The sequence below is a fragment of the Arthrobacter sp. CG_A4 genome, from assembly GCF_035985125.1.
In the GTDB taxonomy this organism is placed as follows: Bacteria; Actinomycetota; Actinomycetes; order Actinomycetales; family Micrococcaceae; genus Arthrobacter.
The window spans coordinates 1-16,488 of record NZ_JAXCID010000030.1; the positions used below are offsets into that span (position 1 = coordinate 1).

At 65.3% G+C, this 16,488-nt stretch carries 17 protein-coding genes; 16 read left to right on the forward strand and 1 reads right to left on the reverse strand.

Going from position 1 to position 16,488, the window contains the following annotated elements; translation table 11 throughout:
• Both RCH07_RS12990 and RCH07_RS12995 read left to right on the forward strand, forming a co-directional pair.
• Positions 1-760, forward strand: a 760-nt coding sequence (locus tag RCH07_RS12990; protein WP_442784828.1) for a Mu transposase domain-containing protein, incomplete at its 5' end; no start/stop codon positions are given.
• A 6-nt stretch (positions 761-766) separates the two neighbouring features.
• Complete coding sequence (locus RCH07_RS12995) at positions 767-1,534, forward strand: ATP-binding protein (protein WP_326967896.1); 768 nt, start codon at positions 767-769, stop codon at positions 1,532-1,534.
• Between the two features lie 417 nt (positions 1,535-1,951).
• Here the strand turns inward: RCH07_RS12995 and RCH07_RS13000 are convergent, their stop codons facing one another.
• On the reverse strand, positions 1,952-2,545 hold the full coding sequence (locus RCH07_RS13000; RefSeq protein ID WP_326967897.1) for a hypothetical protein: 594 nt from the start codon (positions 2,543-2,545) through the stop codon (positions 1,952-1,954).
• A gap of 801 nt (positions 2,546-3,346) precedes the next feature.
• Here RCH07_RS13000 and RCH07_RS13005 point away from each other — a divergent pair.
• The 14 genes from RCH07_RS13005 to RCH07_RS13070 all read left to right on the forward strand — a co-directional run bounded on the left by RCH07_RS13005 (position 3,347) and on the right by RCH07_RS13070 (position 16,414).
• Positions 3,347-3,661 (forward strand): hypothetical protein, encoded by a 315-nt coding sequence (locus RCH07_RS13005; protein WP_326967898.1) that lies wholly within the window; start codon positions 3,347-3,349, stop codon positions 3,659-3,661.
• Positions 3,662-4,286: 625 nt separating this feature from the next.
• Positions 4,287-4,718: a LexA family protein gene (locus tag RCH07_RS13010; RefSeq protein ID WP_326967899.1), complete on the forward strand. Its 432-nt coding sequence runs from the start codon at positions 4,287-4,289 to the stop codon at positions 4,716-4,718.
• Positions 4,719-4,783: 65 nt separating this feature from the next.
• The gene (locus RCH07_RS13015; protein ID WP_326967939.1) at positions 4,784-6,064 is read left to right on the forward strand and encodes a Y-family DNA polymerase; all 1,281 of its coding nucleotides are present in this window, start codon (positions 4,784-4,786) and stop codon (positions 6,062-6,064) included.
• Positions 6,065-6,107: 43 nt separating this feature from the next.
• Entirely contained in the window at positions 6,108-6,446 is a 339-nt protein-coding gene (locus tag RCH07_RS13020; RefSeq protein WP_326967900.1) for a hypothetical protein, read from the forward strand.
• 487 nt (positions 6,447-6,933) lie between these two features.
• Entirely contained in the window at positions 6,934-7,542 is a 609-nt protein-coding gene (locus RCH07_RS13025; protein ID WP_326967901.1) for a helix-turn-helix domain-containing protein, read from the forward strand.
• Between the two features lie 168 nt (positions 7,543-7,710).
• Entirely contained in the window at positions 7,711-9,006 is a 1,296-nt protein-coding gene (locus RCH07_RS13030) for an MFS transporter (RefSeq protein ID WP_326967902.1), read from the forward strand.
• Between the two features lie 11 nt (positions 9,007-9,017).
• Complete coding sequence (locus tag RCH07_RS13035) at positions 9,018-10,382, forward strand: FAD-dependent oxidoreductase (protein WP_326967903.1); 1,365 nt, start codon at positions 9,018-9,020, stop codon at positions 10,380-10,382.
• Positions 10,379-11,647, forward strand: a complete 1,269-nt coding sequence (locus RCH07_RS13040) for a CaiB/BaiF CoA transferase family protein (RefSeq protein ID WP_326967904.1) — start codon at positions 10,379-10,381, stop codon at positions 11,645-11,647. Before RCH07_RS13035 ends, RCH07_RS13040 begins: the two co-directional genes overlap by 4 nt.
• Complete coding sequence (locus tag RCH07_RS13045) at positions 11,644-12,477, forward strand: enoyl-CoA hydratase-related protein (RefSeq protein ID WP_326967905.1); 834 nt, start codon at positions 11,644-11,646, stop codon at positions 12,475-12,477. Before RCH07_RS13040 ends, RCH07_RS13045 begins: the two co-directional genes overlap by 4 nt.
• Positions 12,478-12,517: 40 nt before the next feature.
• Positions 12,518-13,474 carry a dihydrodipicolinate synthase family protein gene (locus RCH07_RS13050; RefSeq protein WP_326967906.1) on the forward strand — a complete coding sequence of 319 codons (957 nt, stop codon included), beginning with the start codon at positions 12,518-12,520 and terminating at the stop codon, positions 13,472-13,474.
• Entirely contained in the window at positions 13,474-14,262 is a 789-nt protein-coding gene (locus RCH07_RS13055) for an SDR family oxidoreductase (protein ID WP_326967907.1), read from the forward strand. The genes RCH07_RS13050 and RCH07_RS13055 overlap by 1 nt, the downstream gene beginning before the upstream one ends.
• Before the next feature lie 65 nt (positions 14,263-14,327).
• Entirely contained in the window at positions 14,328-15,800 is a 1,473-nt protein-coding gene (locus tag RCH07_RS13060) for an aldehyde dehydrogenase family protein (protein ID WP_326967908.1), read from the forward strand.
• Positions 15,801-15,806: 6 nt separating this feature from the next.
• Positions 15,807-16,121: a ferredoxin gene (gene fdxA, locus RCH07_RS13065; protein ID WP_326967909.1), complete on the forward strand. Its 315-nt coding sequence runs from the start codon at positions 15,807-15,809 to the stop codon at positions 16,119-16,121.
• Positions 16,118-16,414, forward strand: a complete 297-nt coding sequence (locus tag RCH07_RS13070; RefSeq protein WP_326967910.1) for a hypothetical protein — start codon at positions 16,118-16,120, stop codon at positions 16,412-16,414. Before fdxA ends, RCH07_RS13070 begins: the two co-directional genes overlap by 4 nt.
• The last annotated feature ends 74 nt before the right edge of the window (positions 16,415-16,488 follow it).

Consider the following 16,488-nt stretch of genomic DNA (forward strand, 5'->3'; position numbering starts at 1 on the left):
ACTGGCGGAGTTGAATACGGCCATTGATGAACGCGTCGCAGAGATCAACGGCCAGATACGGCGCGTGGACGGCTCGACCAGGTACGAACAATTCAACCAGGAGGAAGCGCACCTGCTGCAGCCGTTGCCGCCGGAGCAGTTCGGGTCGGTGGAATGGAAGCAGCTAAAAGCCGCCCGGAATTATCACGTCACCGCCGATTACCAGCACTACTCGGTGCCCTACAAGTTCACCGGCCGGATCTTGAAGGTCCGGCTGACCGGTTTGAAAGTCACGGTCTTCGATGGCGAATCGGTGCTGTGTGAACATCCCCGCAAGCTCGGGCGCAGGGGCCAGTACTCCACGCTGGGCGAACACGTCCCGAAACAGCATCAGGACATGCACGGCTTGTGGTCCCGGCAATGGTTCCTGGACCGGGCCCGCAGTTACGGGCCGGCGACCATATCGGTGATCGAGATGATCCTTGACCGTGCGGCCATTGAGGCCCAGGCCTATCTGGACTGCCAAAACATCTTGATGGGCTTGGGGAAGCGGAACAGGCAGCGTTTGGAAGCGGCGTGCCAGCAGGTCCTCAACCAGCGCGGGTATCCGACCTACACCACGCTCAAACGGTTGATGGCCTCCGTGAACAGCGACAGCCAACGGACCCAGCCGCCGCTGCCGGCGGCGCCGAACACGAAGAAAGCCCCGAGTGCCCCGGATCCCGGTGAACGCAGCGACGTGTTTGTGCGCGGAGCCAACTACTACCAGGAAAACCGGTAGCCGGCGATGTTCACCAGTGTTGACTATGACAAGTTCCGGGCCTTGCGGATCACCCAGGTCGCCCTCCAGTTCGAGGAGCTGCTCAAGGACGACGGCAATGACACCAGAACGCCGGAAGACTTGTTCCTGACCGCCGTTGACGAGGCCTTGGAGGTCCGGCGTTCGAACCGGATCGACAAGCTCATCCGCGAAGCAGGATTCCCCCTCCCGCACGCATCGATTGCCGAGATCGACTATCTGCCAGGACGCGGGGTCACCGCCGTGCGGATGAAACGCTACGCAGCCCATGACTGGCGTGCGGATCCAACAAACCTGCTGCTGATTTCTCCCACCGGAGGAGGGAAGACCTACATCGCCTGCGCGATCGGAATCGCAGCCTGCCACGCAGAGCACACCGTCCGTTACACCCGAATGGACGAAATGGCCCGTGAACTGGTCATTGCCCGCGGCGACAGGATCGCCCACCAAAACCTGCTGAACAAGCTCAGCGACGTCGACTTGCTCATCATCGATGACTTCCTCACCATCGGCATCGACGAGACCGCAGCAAACGACCTGTTCACGGTCCTGGTCAACAGGGACCACCGACTGCCCACCGTGATCGCCAGCCAGTCAGGCCCGACGTACTGGGTCGAAACCCTCCCTGAGAAAGTCGCCGCTGATTCGATCGTGAACCGCCTGGCCAGCCGGGCCCGCACGATCACCCTCGGCGACGTCGACATGCGCCGGATGGGCGCCCAAGAGGCACAGGCGGCCAGCGACTTCTGGGAATAACCGCACAACACCCCGGCAATCCCAACGGCGCCGCCTGGACCGGACGCCCGGACGCCGGCCAGAAATTGCGCAGAGCGGTTCCTGGCCGGTACCGGGTCATCGAAACCAGCGGTACCACCTGACCGGACTGCCCGTACCATCAGCCCGTACTCGCCAGCCAGCAACATCGGGCGCTCCATCTGTCGTCTTCGAATGGAATGAGGGTTTTGGGCTCACGACTTCATAGAGGTTGCGGGGCGGGGCGACATGACTGTTGTTGATTTTCGGGACGGGTTCGGACCTCCTTGGGCATCCTGCATCGGATGCAACATAGTAAAGAATGTCGGCAACTTGCGGAGTAGCTTTTGAACGAATAGCTCTCCGAAAGGGAACGGAGATCCCCGGAAGGGAGCCCTCGGCGGCTTATCGGTGCTTCTGTTAGCCAGCGGGGCGCTGGTCGGAATGGATCGTCACCGTGCCTGCGCCGCAGCTAAGTACAAGCGCTTCCCCGGAAGTTTCGAGGCGGCAGTTCTCGCTGCTGATGGTCCGCGGGCCGGAGAACTCTGGCGCTTCCCCGTACCACCTGTAGTGGAAGGCATCGAATTCCGAGTAGATATGGACAACATCGCCGTCAAACTGATCCTGGGTGACGATGATCGAGCGCCCGTCCGGGGCTACTTCACGGACGGTAGTCCCGAAGCAGAGGATCAACGAGACCAGCAGAAAAACCCCTACGAACGGGGCTGCGGCAATGCCGGCAACGGCTGTCGCCCACCCGGTGATCACTCGAAGCCAGCGGAGGGAGACCCGGCTAATCAGCGGCGGAACCAGGAGAAGAAGCCCGGCGCAGCCGACGAAGCCGCCGACCAGGTAGGTCAGGCCAACTACGGCATCCCCGTCAATCCCCCAGAAGAAAATGAGCCGCTGACCATCGGGAGCCACCGGATATGCCGAGAAATAGAAGGTCACCCACGTGTACGTGGCGCCAGTAAAAATGAGCAGGGCTGAACCCCAGATCTCCCTACGTCCCATGGTGCGTTATCCCCCAATCGACCCGCCTCGGGCGCATGCTAACCCAGAGCACAGTAAGGGTTGGGGCTGAATTCTGCGCCGATCCACGTTCCGCCAGCGTCTTTGCACCTTTGGATCACAGGGTTGGGGTCTCGCATCCCCTGGCATGTGGCGAGCCCCACCAACAGCAGTGCAGTGACAAGAATCCAGACCAGGAGCCTCTGGCTCCCACTCTTGGTCCGGTTCTCCCCCATTGTCATAACGGGAGTCTAGCGTCGGACACACCCGGCCCAACTCAGAAGCAACCAGCCCCCTTCAGCCGCAACCTTCCTCCACTAGCCGCGGGAGAGTCTGGAGAGTCTGGAGAGTCTGAGGTGACAGTGGACCCGGACAGCGTTCTGAGACACCGCGAGCACCGCCGCATCCCGCCCTTCATGCATCAGGTGCTATTTGCCACGGTCTATCGGTAACTTGCGGCGTAGCTTTTGAACAAATAGCTGTCCGAAATTTCCCTGTCTGCGGCCCTTGCCGATCCGCGAAATGCGAATCTGTGCGGGCGGCGGCGGGCGGCTCTGACAACGATCGGGGGACGATTAACGCGTCGGTGTATTCGCTCGATGCCAACCCACCAATAATGAGGAAATGGTGCTCACCCCTGGGTATCGAGTTCGAAGGTGCAGCATCCCGATATTCGTTGCGGTCGGTGTCATCCTGCTAGTAGGTGCTGCATCGGGATGCGCTTCTTCCTCAGGGAACGGCGAACCGCATTGTCTTCCGCCTTCCTTTTTAGTGAAACCGTCGACTGCGAAAGCCGGCGAAAGGGTGACAGTCATCGCACCGGATGCTGACTGCAATCCCCGTTACGGCGACAACGCCCGCATCCAAGTAGCCGTCAACGACGCAACCAATGTGAGGGTCATCGACGCAACTGCCCCTATGAATGACGCTGGCGGGTTCACCTTCACCTTTGAGGTCCCAGCTCAAACGCCCGTCGGCGAGGCGGCAGTCACGGCCATACCATTCAACATCGACTGGTGCGATGACACTGGCAGGAACAACCGTGCCGATGGAGCAGCTGTAACTTTGCAATGGGCGTCCTGTGTGGTGCCAATGAAGCCACTGACCATCACCCGTTAGGCGCGGTTGGATGGGGACATCCGATTGGCCAATGCGAACTTGTCCCGGGCGATCCTGCGGGCGGCCATCAGGTCCTGCATCCGATGCGGCCGGCAAAGACTATCGGTAATCCGGGGAGTACCTTTCGAACGAACAGCCTCCGAAAGCTGAAGGCTCGGCCCTCAACACCCCCATGCAATGTGCGACTCCTAAGACGTCAGGCAGCACCTGCTCGCCGCGCAGAATTCGGGTGGTAATCGCCGCTCATACAGATGAACGCGTCTAGGCATCTGACGATAATGTCCTCATGGCTATGGATCACGAGATGGCATCCTGGACGCTTTACTCGTCGGCACCGACGTACGCACGCGTTATTTTGTGGTGCCTGGGACTTTTCCGTAGGCCCGGCTCGGCGTCGTCCGGTGGCTTCTCTTCAAGGGATGTTTTCCGGTTGAACCCGGTCGAACGGATCCTGAAGCGCCGCGGTCATGCCCGAGGCTGGTGCGGCCCCGCGGTCGGCCCCGGAAGTGACCCCGTTCAGCCGACTTGGATCAGCGATGGCTAGTCATCTTAAGGTGGCCACTCAATGTCAGCGCTCGCGGCTACACTGAATGTATCGAACATATATTCGAATAAAGGGTGTGTTGTGGGCGTTGTAGTTGGTCCCCGCGTGATAGACGCGGGTATGTCGTTGCTGTCGGTTCTGATCTCTCCGGTCCCCGTCTCGGCCGGGTATCCCTCGCCCGCGCAGGACTACTTTGATGGCCGGATCGATCTGAACGAGCACCTCATCAAGGACATCACCAGCACCTACGTCGTGCGGGTGTCCGGGGAATCGATGGAAGGGGCCGGCATCAGCGACGGCGATGAACTGATCGTCGACCGCGCCCTGGAACCGGTGGACGGGTCCGTGGTCGTCGCGGTCCTGGATGGGGAGCTGACCATCAAACGGCTGCGGATCGCGGGTGCCGGGGTGGTGCTGCAGGCGGAGAACCCGGCCTACCCGGATATCCGTGTGCCGTCCTTGTCCGATCTCGTCATCTGGGGCGTCGCTACCCGGTGCCTGCACCATGTTTAAGGCGCGCTATTGCGTTAAACGGGAACTCTGCCGACGCCGGGCAAGCAATGTCTAAGCCGGCTCTCATGCGGCATATGCCGCAGATCGCTCACGTGGATGTGAACTGCTTCTATGCCTCGGCCGAGCGCGCGTTCAATCCATCCTTGGAGGGCCGGCCTGTCGTCGTCTTGTCCAACAACGATGGCTGCGCCGTTACCCGCTCCCCCGAAGCCAAGCGTCTGGGCATCGCAATGGGTGAGCCGTGGTTCAAACTCGCACCGCGGGCCAAGGAATGGGGACTCGTTGCCCTGTCGAGTAACTACGAGCTCTACGGGGACATCAGCGCCCGCGTGATGGAGCTGCTGGGCCGGTTCTCGGCCTGGCTGGAGGTCTACAGCATCGACGAGGCCTTCCTCGGCGTCAAAGGCACCCCGGCGGAGCTCCTGGCCCTGGGCCGGGACATGAAAACCACCGTGCGGCGCAACGTCGGCGTGCCAGTCTGCGTCGGCATCGCACCGACAAAGACGCTGGCGAAGCTGGCGAACAAATGGGCCAAGAACAACACGGCCTTCGACGGCGTCTGCCACTGGGACTCCGTCCCCGCCGCCGACAGGGACTCCCTGATGCGCCGCCTGTCCGTGATCGAGATCTGGGGCGTCGCCACGCGGCTGACCAAACGCCTTAACGCCCTGGGCATTCATTCGATCCTTGATCTGTCCCGTGCGGATCCGGTGATGATCCGGGACCGGTTCTCCGTGGTCATGATGCGTACCGTCCTGGAACTGCAGGGAACGCCCTGTATCCCGATGGAGGAGGAACGGATCGGCCGGGACCAGCTCATCTTCTCCCGTTCCTTCGCGACCCCGATCACCACCGCTGCCGGGATCCGGCAGGCCATGAGCGTCTACGGCCAGCAGGCCTCGGCGCGGCTGGCCAAACACGGCCTGCAGGCCAAAGTCCTCACCGCGTTCGCCGGCACCTCACACTTCAACCCCAAAGACACCTCCTACCCCTCCGTGTGCGTGCCCTTGCCGATGCCCACCGCCGATCCCGTGCTGCTCACCAAAGCCGCCCACGCCCTCCTCCCCCGCATCGTGGAGGGCATCCGGTACGCCAGGGCCGGGATCATGGTCACCGACCTGCGGCCCACCGGCAACCAGGCGCCCCTGTCCCTGTTCGAGAACCCGCACGAGGAACGCCACGTCGGAACCCTCCTGGAAGACATCACCCGCCGGTACGGGCGTGGCTCCATCGGTCTGGGCCACGGCGGAATCCGCGGCGGCCCGGACTGGACCATGAAACGGGACATGCTCTCTCCCCGCTACACCACGCACTGGGACGAACTCCCCCTCGTCAAAGCCGCCTAAACCCAATTTCGCCCGCACGCCGCACCACGAAAGAACGCACCCCATGACCAGTTCCATCGAAGCGCCCACCCAGATCAATGACCATCAGGTCCGCACCGACGCGGCAGGCAAACCCCTCGCCATCCGCCACGACGGACGGATCTGGCTGGTCGATCCCGCTACCGACTCCCGGCACTGGTGCGGAAGAGACGCCTGGTGGGACACCAGGCGCACAGCCGCCGTCGGCAGCGGCGACCTGGTTAGCATCGAATTCTGGCGGGTCCAGGTCCGTCTCGACTCAACCTCGGCTCTTCGGACCGCGACGCTCCGCCGGGAACCGCTCTCCCCCCAATGGCTCCTGGACAACGTCAGCGACGCCGACGAAACAACGGAAGAAGGATGAACGGCCAACCCATCACCAGTCAGACGTGGGCGGCGATCCGGGCGGAGTTCACGCTGCCGAGCCTGGGACTGGTTCGGCGTCGGCTTTCAGAGCTCATGGAAGACCCCCAACCGGTCCTGCGGCTGCTCGTCCGCGTCTTCTTATCCGGACTAGGGAACCTGGATTCCAGTTCCTCCCCGGCGGCCACCTCCACCCGACAGTCGTGGGGCTCTTCCGGAGAGCCATGGAGCTGAATATCCGGCACAACTACTTCAAATCATTGGACGATCTTGCACGGGCTACCGGCGCGGATTCTCTCGCGACGTTGGACCACGCGCTGATTCACTGACAGTCCACCCCAACAGCTACAAGGCGCCGCCGTGGCGGGCATTCGCGCCACATCCACCGCACCGCTGTAAATATTTCATCTATTTGGGAGGAAATCATTGACCCGCTAAAAATCTTCACTATAGTTGTGTGAGTCAGGTCACCCAGTGAAGGACATCGAATGACCGCCGAGAGCGTCACAGGCAGTTCACCCCTTGCGACCAGCGCCCTACTGGCCACGGTCGGCAACAAGGTTCGCGCCATGCGTAAGGAAAAAGGCATGACGCTCGCCAAGCTTTCGGAGATCACGGGCCTCAGCCCGGCCATCGTCAGCCAGATTGAACGCGGCCTGGCGAACCCGTCCTTCACCACCCTGGCACAACTGGCCCACGGCCTGGACATCCCGGTCGGCAAATTCTTCATCGGCCACGAAGACCCCCGGTCCCCCGTGGTCCGGAAGGCCGAACGGCGCAACCTCAAGGGCGTCACCAAGAAGTCCGTGGGTGAGGCGGTCTATGAACTGCTCACGCCGGACCTCAACGGAGCCTTGGAAGCCCAATGGATAGTCAGTCCGCCCGGCCATGACACCAGTGCCACTCCCTTCCGCCACAGCGGCGAGGAATTCGGCATCATTCTCTCCGGCCGGAAGGACATCTTCCTGGACGGTGAGTGCTACACGCTCGGGGAAGGCGATTCCATCACATTTTCCTCGGACACCCCGCACTGGTTCAAGAACAGCTACGAAGAGGTATGCGTAGCGATCTGGGTCAACGCACCTCACGCGTGGTAACAGCACCGCTAAGCCGCCGTTACCGTTCTCCCGCACTAGCCGGGCCTGAATCTGCCCGCTGACAGTCCTTGCCACGTTCGCAGCCACCGTCCCCCAACCCCGGACGGCGATGCGTCATACCCTCATTGTCCCCTCCCCACGAGAGGGCTCCAGAGTAAGGAAAAGCCCATGCTTGACACCGCCGTCGAGTCACAAAAAGCATCCCGTCAACTCACCCCCGAGGTCCGCAAGGGCCTCCTGGGCCTCGGCCTCGGCAACGCCCTCGAATGGTACGACTGGATGGTCTTCGGCCTCCTCTCGGCGTTCATCGGCCCGAACTTCTTCCCCAACAGCGATCCCCTCTCCGCCACGCTCAACACCCTCGCCGTCTTCGCCGTCGGCTTCGCTTTCCGGCCGCTCGGCGGCATCCTGCTCGGCACCCTCGCGGACCGGATCGGACGACGGCGGGTGATGCTGCTCTCGATCACGTTGATGGCCAGCACCACTCTGGTCATCGCCGTCTGCCCCAGCTACGAACAGATCGGCGCCTGGGCCGGCATCATCCTCGTGGCGTGCCGCATCCTGCAGGGCATCTCCACCGGCATCGAAGCCCCGCTCTCCACCTCCCACGCCGTAGAGCTGGTACCGGAAGGCCGTGAAGGCTACGTCGCCGGCGTCATGTCCTTCTACGTCAATATCGGGATCCTGCTCGCCTCGCTGGTCAGCTTCCTCTGCAGTCTCACCCTCGGCGGCGCCGTGATGGCCGACTGGGGCTGGCGCGTGCCGTTCTTCATCGGCGCGGCCTTCGGCTTCGTGGTCATCTACCTGCGCCGGGCCCTCCCGGAGACCATGCGTCCGGAAGAAATGGCCGGCAATTCCTCCGGCGCCGTCTGGTCAGGGGTCCGCAAGCACTGGCTCTCCGTCCTGGCCATCATCTTCGTCGTCGGCGCAGCCCAGGCCTACAACTACGCGTGGAACGTCGGCCTACCCAGCGCCGCCCGCAGCGGCTTCAAGGAAGACCCGACGGCGGTATTCGCCCTCACCACCGTCCTGGGCGTGATCCTGGTGGCCGGCAGCTGGATCATCGGCAAGCTGGCCGACGGCAAGCCCATGTCCCGCTGGTTCCTGATCACCCGCATCCTGGCCATCCCCTCCGTGTTCCTCATGCTCATGTACGTCCAGCCCGGTATCGGCGGTTTCGCTGCGGTCCTGCTCGGCGGTTCCCTTGTCCTGGTCCTGAACATGACGCTCTACAACGTGGTCAGCACGTCCCTGATGCCCAAAAACTGCCGCGGCACGGGAGTGGCGCTGGGCTACGGGATCGGCGTCGCCCTGTTCGGCGGCACCGCCTCATACCTGCTCGTTTGGCTTCAGTCCCAGGACCTCACCTGGGTCTTCCCGGTCTACGTCGCCGTCCTGTCCATCCTCAGCATCATCTTCTACCTCGCCGCCCGCCGCACCAACGGCATCTTCGTCGGAAACTAAGGATCCCTCCCATGAACTCCCTTGAACTCAGCACCACAACGAAGGATCTCACCGCCCCCGTCATCTCCCGCTCCGACGTCCTCGTCGTGGGTGGTGGCCCCGCCGGCGTGGCCGCCGCGGTCACCGCGGCCCGCTCCGGCGCCTCCGTCACGCTGCTGGAACGCTACTCCTCCCTCGGCGGCCTCGCCTCCGGCGGCATGGTCCTCGTCCTCGATGACATGATCAACGGCCAGGAGATCACCGTCACCGGCATCGTCTCCGAATATGTCGAGCGGCTACAGAAACTCGGCCTGGCGATCGTCCCGCCTGCCGATGACCGCAAGGCCTCCGAGGAACTGTGGAACAAGTGGGGCCGCTACGGCACCTTCGATTTCCACACCCACGTCAATCCCAAACCCATCTGCTACGCCGCCGCATTCGATCCGGACGGCTGGAAGCGCGTCTCCAACGACCTCGTCCGCGAGGCCGGCGTCAACCTGCGCCTGCACTCCTGGTTCTCCCGCCCGATCGTGGACAACGGCGTTATGAAGGGCGTCATCTGCGAGACCAAGTCCGGCCCGCAGGCCTTCATGGCGGACATCGTCATCGACACCACCGGCGACATCGACGTCGCTTCCCGGGCGGGCGCCAGCTACGTCAAGGACAGCTACCTCACCACGCTGGTCTTCCGTCTCGGCAACGTGGACACCACCGCCGCGGAGGCCTTCGAACAGGCCAACCCCAGAGAAGCCCGCGCCATCAACCGGACCATCAAGCGCCTCCTCGGCGGCGCCTGGGAACTGTGGTGGCTCAAGACCCCCATCGACGGCGTCGTCTGGTGCAACGCCCCGCACATGACCGGCTACGACGGCGTCGATCCGGCAGACATGACCGCCGCCGAGTTCGCTGCCCGGGACCGGATCACCGAAGCCGTGGACTACGTCCGCGCCAATCTGCCCGGATTCGCCAACTGCTACATGCTGGACGTCGCATCCCAGATGGGTGTCCGGCAGACCCGCCTGCTCGAAGGCGAGCACGTCATGACCAAGGACGACATCACCTCCCGCCGGCACTTCGCGGACACCGTCGCCCGCGGGCGCGACTACTACTACCCGTACCGCTCGCTGCTACCCAAGGAAGTGGACCAGCTGCTCGTCGCCGGGCGGCACTACTCGGCCACCCCGGAAGCGCAGAAGATGTCCCGCGAGATCCCGCCCTGCATGGCCATGGGCCAGGCGGTCGGCGTCGCTGCCGCCATCGCCGTCGACAACGGCATCCTCGTCCGCGACGTTTCGGCCCTGGATATCCAGCAGGGCATGCGCCGGCACGGCGCCGATCCCGGCGACGTCCCGTCGTCGAACGCCACCCTCGACCAGGAAGCCGTGGTGGGGGCATGAGCACCGTGATCGAAGACCTCCTGGCAGCAACAACAGCGGACAGCGCGACGGCGGCACCGGCAGCATCCACTCAGCGCACCGGCACCCCGCTCCCCCTCGACGGCATCAAGATCGTGGACTTCACGCAGGTGTTCATGGGGCCCTCCTGCACCCAGCTCCTGGGCGACTACGGCGCGGACATCATCAAGGTGGAACGCCCGGGCACCGGGGACATCTCCCGCAACTCGTTCCCGGACAAGGACGGCCAGGACAACCCGATCTTCCTGTCCATCAACCGGAACAAGCGCAGCATCTCCGTGGACACCCGCACCGAGGACGGCAAGGCGGTGCTCCGCCGCCTGCTGGCCGACGCCGACGTCGTGGTCAGCAACTTCCGCTCCGGCGTGATGGAACGGATGGGCTTCGGCTACGAGGAACTCAAGGCCGCCAACCCCGGCATCATCTGGGCATCCGGCACCGGCTTCGGCCCGGACGGCCCCTACTCGCACAAGGGCGGCCAGGACGCCATCGCGCAAGCCTACTCCGGCGTCATGTGGCGCCGCGAATCAGACGACACCCCGCCGTCCATCTACCCCACCACTTTGTGTGACTACATCACGGGCATGCACCTCATGCAAGGCATCCTGCTGGCGCTGCGCACCCGGGAAACCGCGGGCGCAGGACAGAAGGTGGAGGTGACCATGTACGACTCCATGCTGCACCTGCAGATGCAGGAGGCGTGCATGCAGCTCAACCGCGGCTACGAGGTCAACTGGGGTGCGATGCCGCTGAGCGGCGTCTTTGAAACCACCGACGGCGCCGTCTGCATGGTGGGTGGCTTCACCCCGGACCCGCTGGCCCGAATTTCCGAGGCGCTGGGCCTGGCCGAGGACCTCACGCTCCGGCCCGAATTCGCGAACCTGGAGCAGCAGTTCCAGCACAAGCCAGCGCTGCAGGCCATCTTCCGAGAGCGCATCGCCACCAACACCACTGAGTACTGGACCGCCCAGCTGGAGGACCAAGGGCTGCTCAACGCCCCCGTTCACACCCTCGAGCAGACCCTGGCCGATGCCCAGACGGAAGCGAACGGCATGATCGTAGAGGCCGAACACCCCGGCGTCGGCACGGTCAAGATGCTCAACGCCCCGATCCGGCTCTCCGCCACCCCGCCCACCGTCCGCCGCGCCGCACCGCGGCTCGGCGAGCACAACGTGGAGGTCCTGCTGGAGAACGGCTTCGACCCCGAAACGATCGAGCGCCTGCAGCAGCTGGGGGTGCTCCGGTGACCGCCGTATCCGAGGCCCCCACACAGCGGGCCGCAGGTCCGAACACCACCGACGGGGTCACGCTGACCATCGAGAACCAGGTGGCCACGGTGGTCATCGACCGCCAGCACGTGCTCAATGCCGTCGACGGCATCGCCCAGGCCCGGCTCAACGAGATCTGGGACCAACTCGAAGCGGACCCCGAGGTCCGGGCCGTCGTCATCACCGGCGCCGGAACCCGCGCCTTCTGTGTCGGAGCGGACATGTCCAGTTCTGCCGTGGGCAAAACCGGCCTGGAGTATTGGGCCGGCCTGGATCCCAACGGCTTCGGCGGGCTCAGCCTGCGCACCACGCTGGACATCCCTGTGATAGCGCGGGTGAACGGCTACGCGCTCGGCGGCGGCATGGAAATCGTGCTGGGCGCGGACATCGTCATCGCCGCGGACACTGCCCGCTTCGGGCTGACGGAACCGCGGGTGGGGCGTTTAGCACTGGACGGCGGCATCCACCAATTGGTGCGGCGGATTCCCTATACCCAGGCGATGGGCATGCTCCTTACCGGGCGGAAGGCCGAGGCCGCAGAAATGCAGTCCATGGGCCTCGTCAACGAGGTGGTGCCGGCGGCGGAGCTCGACGCCGCGGTGCAGCGCTGGCTGGACCAGATCCTCGCCTGCGCGCCTACCTCCGTCCGGGCGGTCAAGCAGATGGTCACGCAGACCGGGCATCTGACCGCCAGCGAGGCGCGCGGGCTCCGGCTTCCGGCCTTGATGGCGGCCCTGGACAGCGAGGACTCCGCCGAAGGCGTGCGCGCCTTCCAGGAAAAGCGCCCGCCCGTGTGGCCGGGACGCTGACATGCAGCCAGTTGATGAACTACTAGAGAAGGAAAATCCGATGCGTGAATCACTCGCACCCGGCGTCTGGGGCGTCGTCGCCACCCCCTTCCAGGGCAGCACCCTGGACGTGGATACCGACAGCCTGGCCGGACTCGTGGAATACTACGAAACCATCGGCGCCACCGGCCTCACGGTCCTTGGTGTGTTCGGCGAGGCAGCAGCGCTGACCGCGGCCGAACGCAGCCTTGTCCTGGAGGTCGCCGTCGAGGAGACAGGCCTTCCCCTCGTGGTGGGCGTGACCTCGCTGTACACCGCCACCGCTGTGGAGGAAACCCGGGCCGCACAAACCGCTGCCGGCGAACGCATGGCAGCCGTCATGGTCCAGGCCAACTCCGCGAACCCCGCCGTGGTGATCGCCCACCTGAACGCCATCCATCAGGCAACCGGCGCCAATGTGGTGCTCCAGGACTATCCCCTGGCCAGCGGCGTGAGCATCAGCACCGAGGCCCTGATCACCGTGGTGCAGGCCTGCCGCTTCGTCATCGCGGTCAAGGCGGAGGCGCCGCCCACGCCGGTGGCCATCGCGCAGCTCACCGGGGCCCTGGACGTGTCCGTGTTCGGCGGCCTCGGCGGCCAGGGGCTGCTGGACGAGCTCCAGTCCGGGGCGGCCGGCGCCATGACCGGCTTCTCCTACCCGGAAGCCCTCATCGCCTGCGTCCGGGCGTGGCAGTCGGCCGGGTACGAGGCAGCGCGGGATGCGCTGCTGCCCTACCTGCCGCTGGTCAACTTCGAGCAGCAGGCCCGGATCGCGCTGCCCGTCCGGAAAGAATGTTTGCGCCAGCGCGGGCTCATCTCCGACGCCGGCGTCCGCGCCCCCGGCGCACCGTTCCCTGAGGTCCTCCGGCCGAGCATGCTCAATCATCTGGCAGAGGCGGCCGCGGCCCTGGAAGCGCGCCCTCCCGCGCAACCGCCGACGGCGCCGCGGGCAGCCCTCAGCACTGCGGGGGCCTTCTGATGGATCTCGGAATCAGCGGGAAGACCGCCCTCGTCGCCGCCTCCACCGGCGGCCTGGGACTGGCCATCGCCCGGGCCCTCGCCGCGGAAGGCGTCCGGGTGGCCGTCACCGGACGCCGCCAGGTGCGCGCCAAGGAGATCGTCACCGAACTCACAGACGCCTACGGGCCGGGCGCCGTCGCCATCGAGGCGGACCTCAGCACTCCGGACGGCGTGGCAGCCGCCGTCGAACAGACCATGGCGGAGCTCGGACCCATCGACATCCTGGTGCTCAATGGCCCCGGTCCCAAGCCCGGAGCCGCGGCCACCCTCAGCGCCGACGACATCGCAGCCGCCTTCGACCTCCTGGTCAAGCCGCACCACGCACTCGTCTCGCAGGTGCTGCCCGGCATGCGCGAACGGCGCTGGGGGCGGATTCTCGCCGTCGGTTCCAGCGGCGTCGTCGCACCCCTGCCGAACCTGGCCGTGTCCAACACCGGGCGCGCGGCCCTCGCCGGGTACCTCAAGACTCTCGCCGCCGAAGTCGCACTGGACGCTGTAACGGTGAACATGCTCCTTCCCGGCCGGATCGGCACCGACCGCGTCGCCGAACTCGACCAAGCCGCGGCCAAACGGCGCGGCACCACGGTCGAGGAAATCCAGCTTGAGTCCCGCAAGACGATTCCCGCCCGCCGCTACGGCGAACCCGAGGAGTTCGGCGCCGCCGCCGCGTTCCTCTGCAGCGCCCCGGCGTCGTACATCACCGGCGTCGCGCTGCGGTGCGACGGCGGCCTGATCCGCAGCCTATAGCCGCCTGCCTCCACCCATTCCCTGAACTGTCCCTTGATCTTTCCCTGACCACCCGAAGGAATACCATGACTTCCACGGCAACAGACCTCTCCACCTCCACCGACCGCGGGCTCATCACCGCCCGCCACTTCATCAACGGCGAATGGCTTGGCGGAGCGGACACCGAGCGGATGAACCCGGCCCGCCCCGGCGAGCTCGCCGCACTCTCCCCCAGCGGCACCGCTCAGGACGTCGACGCCGCCATCAGCGCCGCAACTGCCGCGCAGCCGGCCTGGGCCGCCCTGCCCGCCCCGACCCGCGGCGCCATCCTGATGGCCGCCGGCAACCTGCTCTTGGACCGCCAGACCGCCATCGCCGAGGACCTGGTCCGTGAGGAAGGCAAGACCCTCGCCGAGGCCAAGGGCGAAGTCAAGCGCGCCTCCGACGTGCTGCGCTTCTTCGGTTCCCTCGGATGGGCCGCCACCGGCGAAGTCCTGCCCAGCGGCCTGCCGGACACCACCATCACCACCCGGCGCGAGGCGCTCGGCGTCGTCGGTCTCATCACCCCATGGAACTTCCCCATCGCCATCCCGGCGTGGAAGTCCGCCCCCGCACTGATCAGCGGCAACGCCGTCGTGATCAAGCCGGCCGAGCTCACCCCGCTCTCCGCCACCCACCTCGCCCGCGCCCTGCAGGATGCCGGGCTGCCGGCCGGTGTGTTCAACGTGGTGCACGGCAAGGGCCGCGTGGTGGGTGATGCCCTGGCCCGCGACCCGCGAATCGCCGGGCTGTCCTTCACCGGCTCCACAGCGGTGGGCCTGGGCCTGCAGGAAATCCTGAACGGCCGCCGCGCCCGGGTGCAACTGGAAATGGGCGGCAAGAACGGCGTGCTGGTCCTGGACGACGCCGATCCCCGCAAGGCCGCCAAGGTGGTCGCCGCCGGCGCGTTCGGTCTCACCGGCCAGGCCTGCACCGCCACTTCCCGCGTCTACGTCACCCCCGGGATCCGGACAGCGTTCCTCGAGGCGCTGACCGAGGAAGCCGCCGCCTACACCCCCGGCGACGGCATGAACGCCGCGATGGGGGCCGTGGTGAGCCGGCAGCAGTTCGAGCAAAACCAGACGGCGGTGCGTTCCGCCGTCGAACGCGGTGCCACGCTGCTGGCCGGCGGGTACGACGGCGACCCGGCCGGCCCGCTGGTCTTCCCGGCCGCTGTGCTCACCGGGCTTCCGTTCGACGATGCCGCCGTGACCGAGGAGATTTTCGGCCCGGTGGTGGCCGTGCTGGAGGTCGCCGACTACGAGGCCGGAGTCGCCGCGATCAACGATTCCCGCTACGGCCTCACCGCCGGTATCTGCACCGATTCCCTGGCCCGCGCCACGGACTTCGCCGCACGGGCACAGGCCGGCGTCATCAAAGTCAACCGCCCGACGGCGGGCCTGGACCTGAACGTCCCGTTCGGCGGCGTAAAGGACTCCTCCACCAACACCTTCCGTGAACAGGGGAAGTCCGCACTGGACTTCTTCACCTGGGGCAAAACCGTCTACACGGGTGTGTAGCGCGCCATGACGTATGTGATCGCCCAGCCCTGCGTGGATGTGAAGGACAAAGCCTGCATCGACGAATGCCCGGTGGACTGCATCTACGAGGGCGAACGTGCGCTCTACATCCACCCGTCCGAGTGTGTGGACTGCGGCGCCTGCGACCCGGTCTGCCCGGTTGAGGCGATCTACTACTCGGACGACGTCCCGGACGAATGGGCCGACTATGTCCGGGCCAACGTCGAGTTCTTCGAGGAGTTGGGGTCGCCGAGGGGAGCAGCACCAGTGGGCAACACAGGGCGTGACCATCCGATAATCGCCACTTTGGAGGCCCAGTGAACGTAGCTATCGAAACCATCGGCTGGCTCGGATCCGCCCTGATCATAGTGTCACTTGCCCAGGCACAACCCTGGCGACTACACCGGCTGAACATCGGCGCCTGCATCGTCCTGATCGCCTACAACGCGCTAATCGGTGCGGTTCCGGGCATAGGGCTGAACGTCGGGCTGATACTCGTAAATCTATGGCGGCTGCGAGCTCTCGACCGCGGACGGCAGGCAGAAATCCCAGGTGAGACAGACCAGGCGCGGGCCTCGACCGAGGACGGCATCACGGATCCAGTCCACCGCTGACAGCTTGCCGACCGCGCGGCGTGGCCTCTCAAAGACGATTGAAATCCCAAGTCCACACGTGGTCTGTCCGCCAT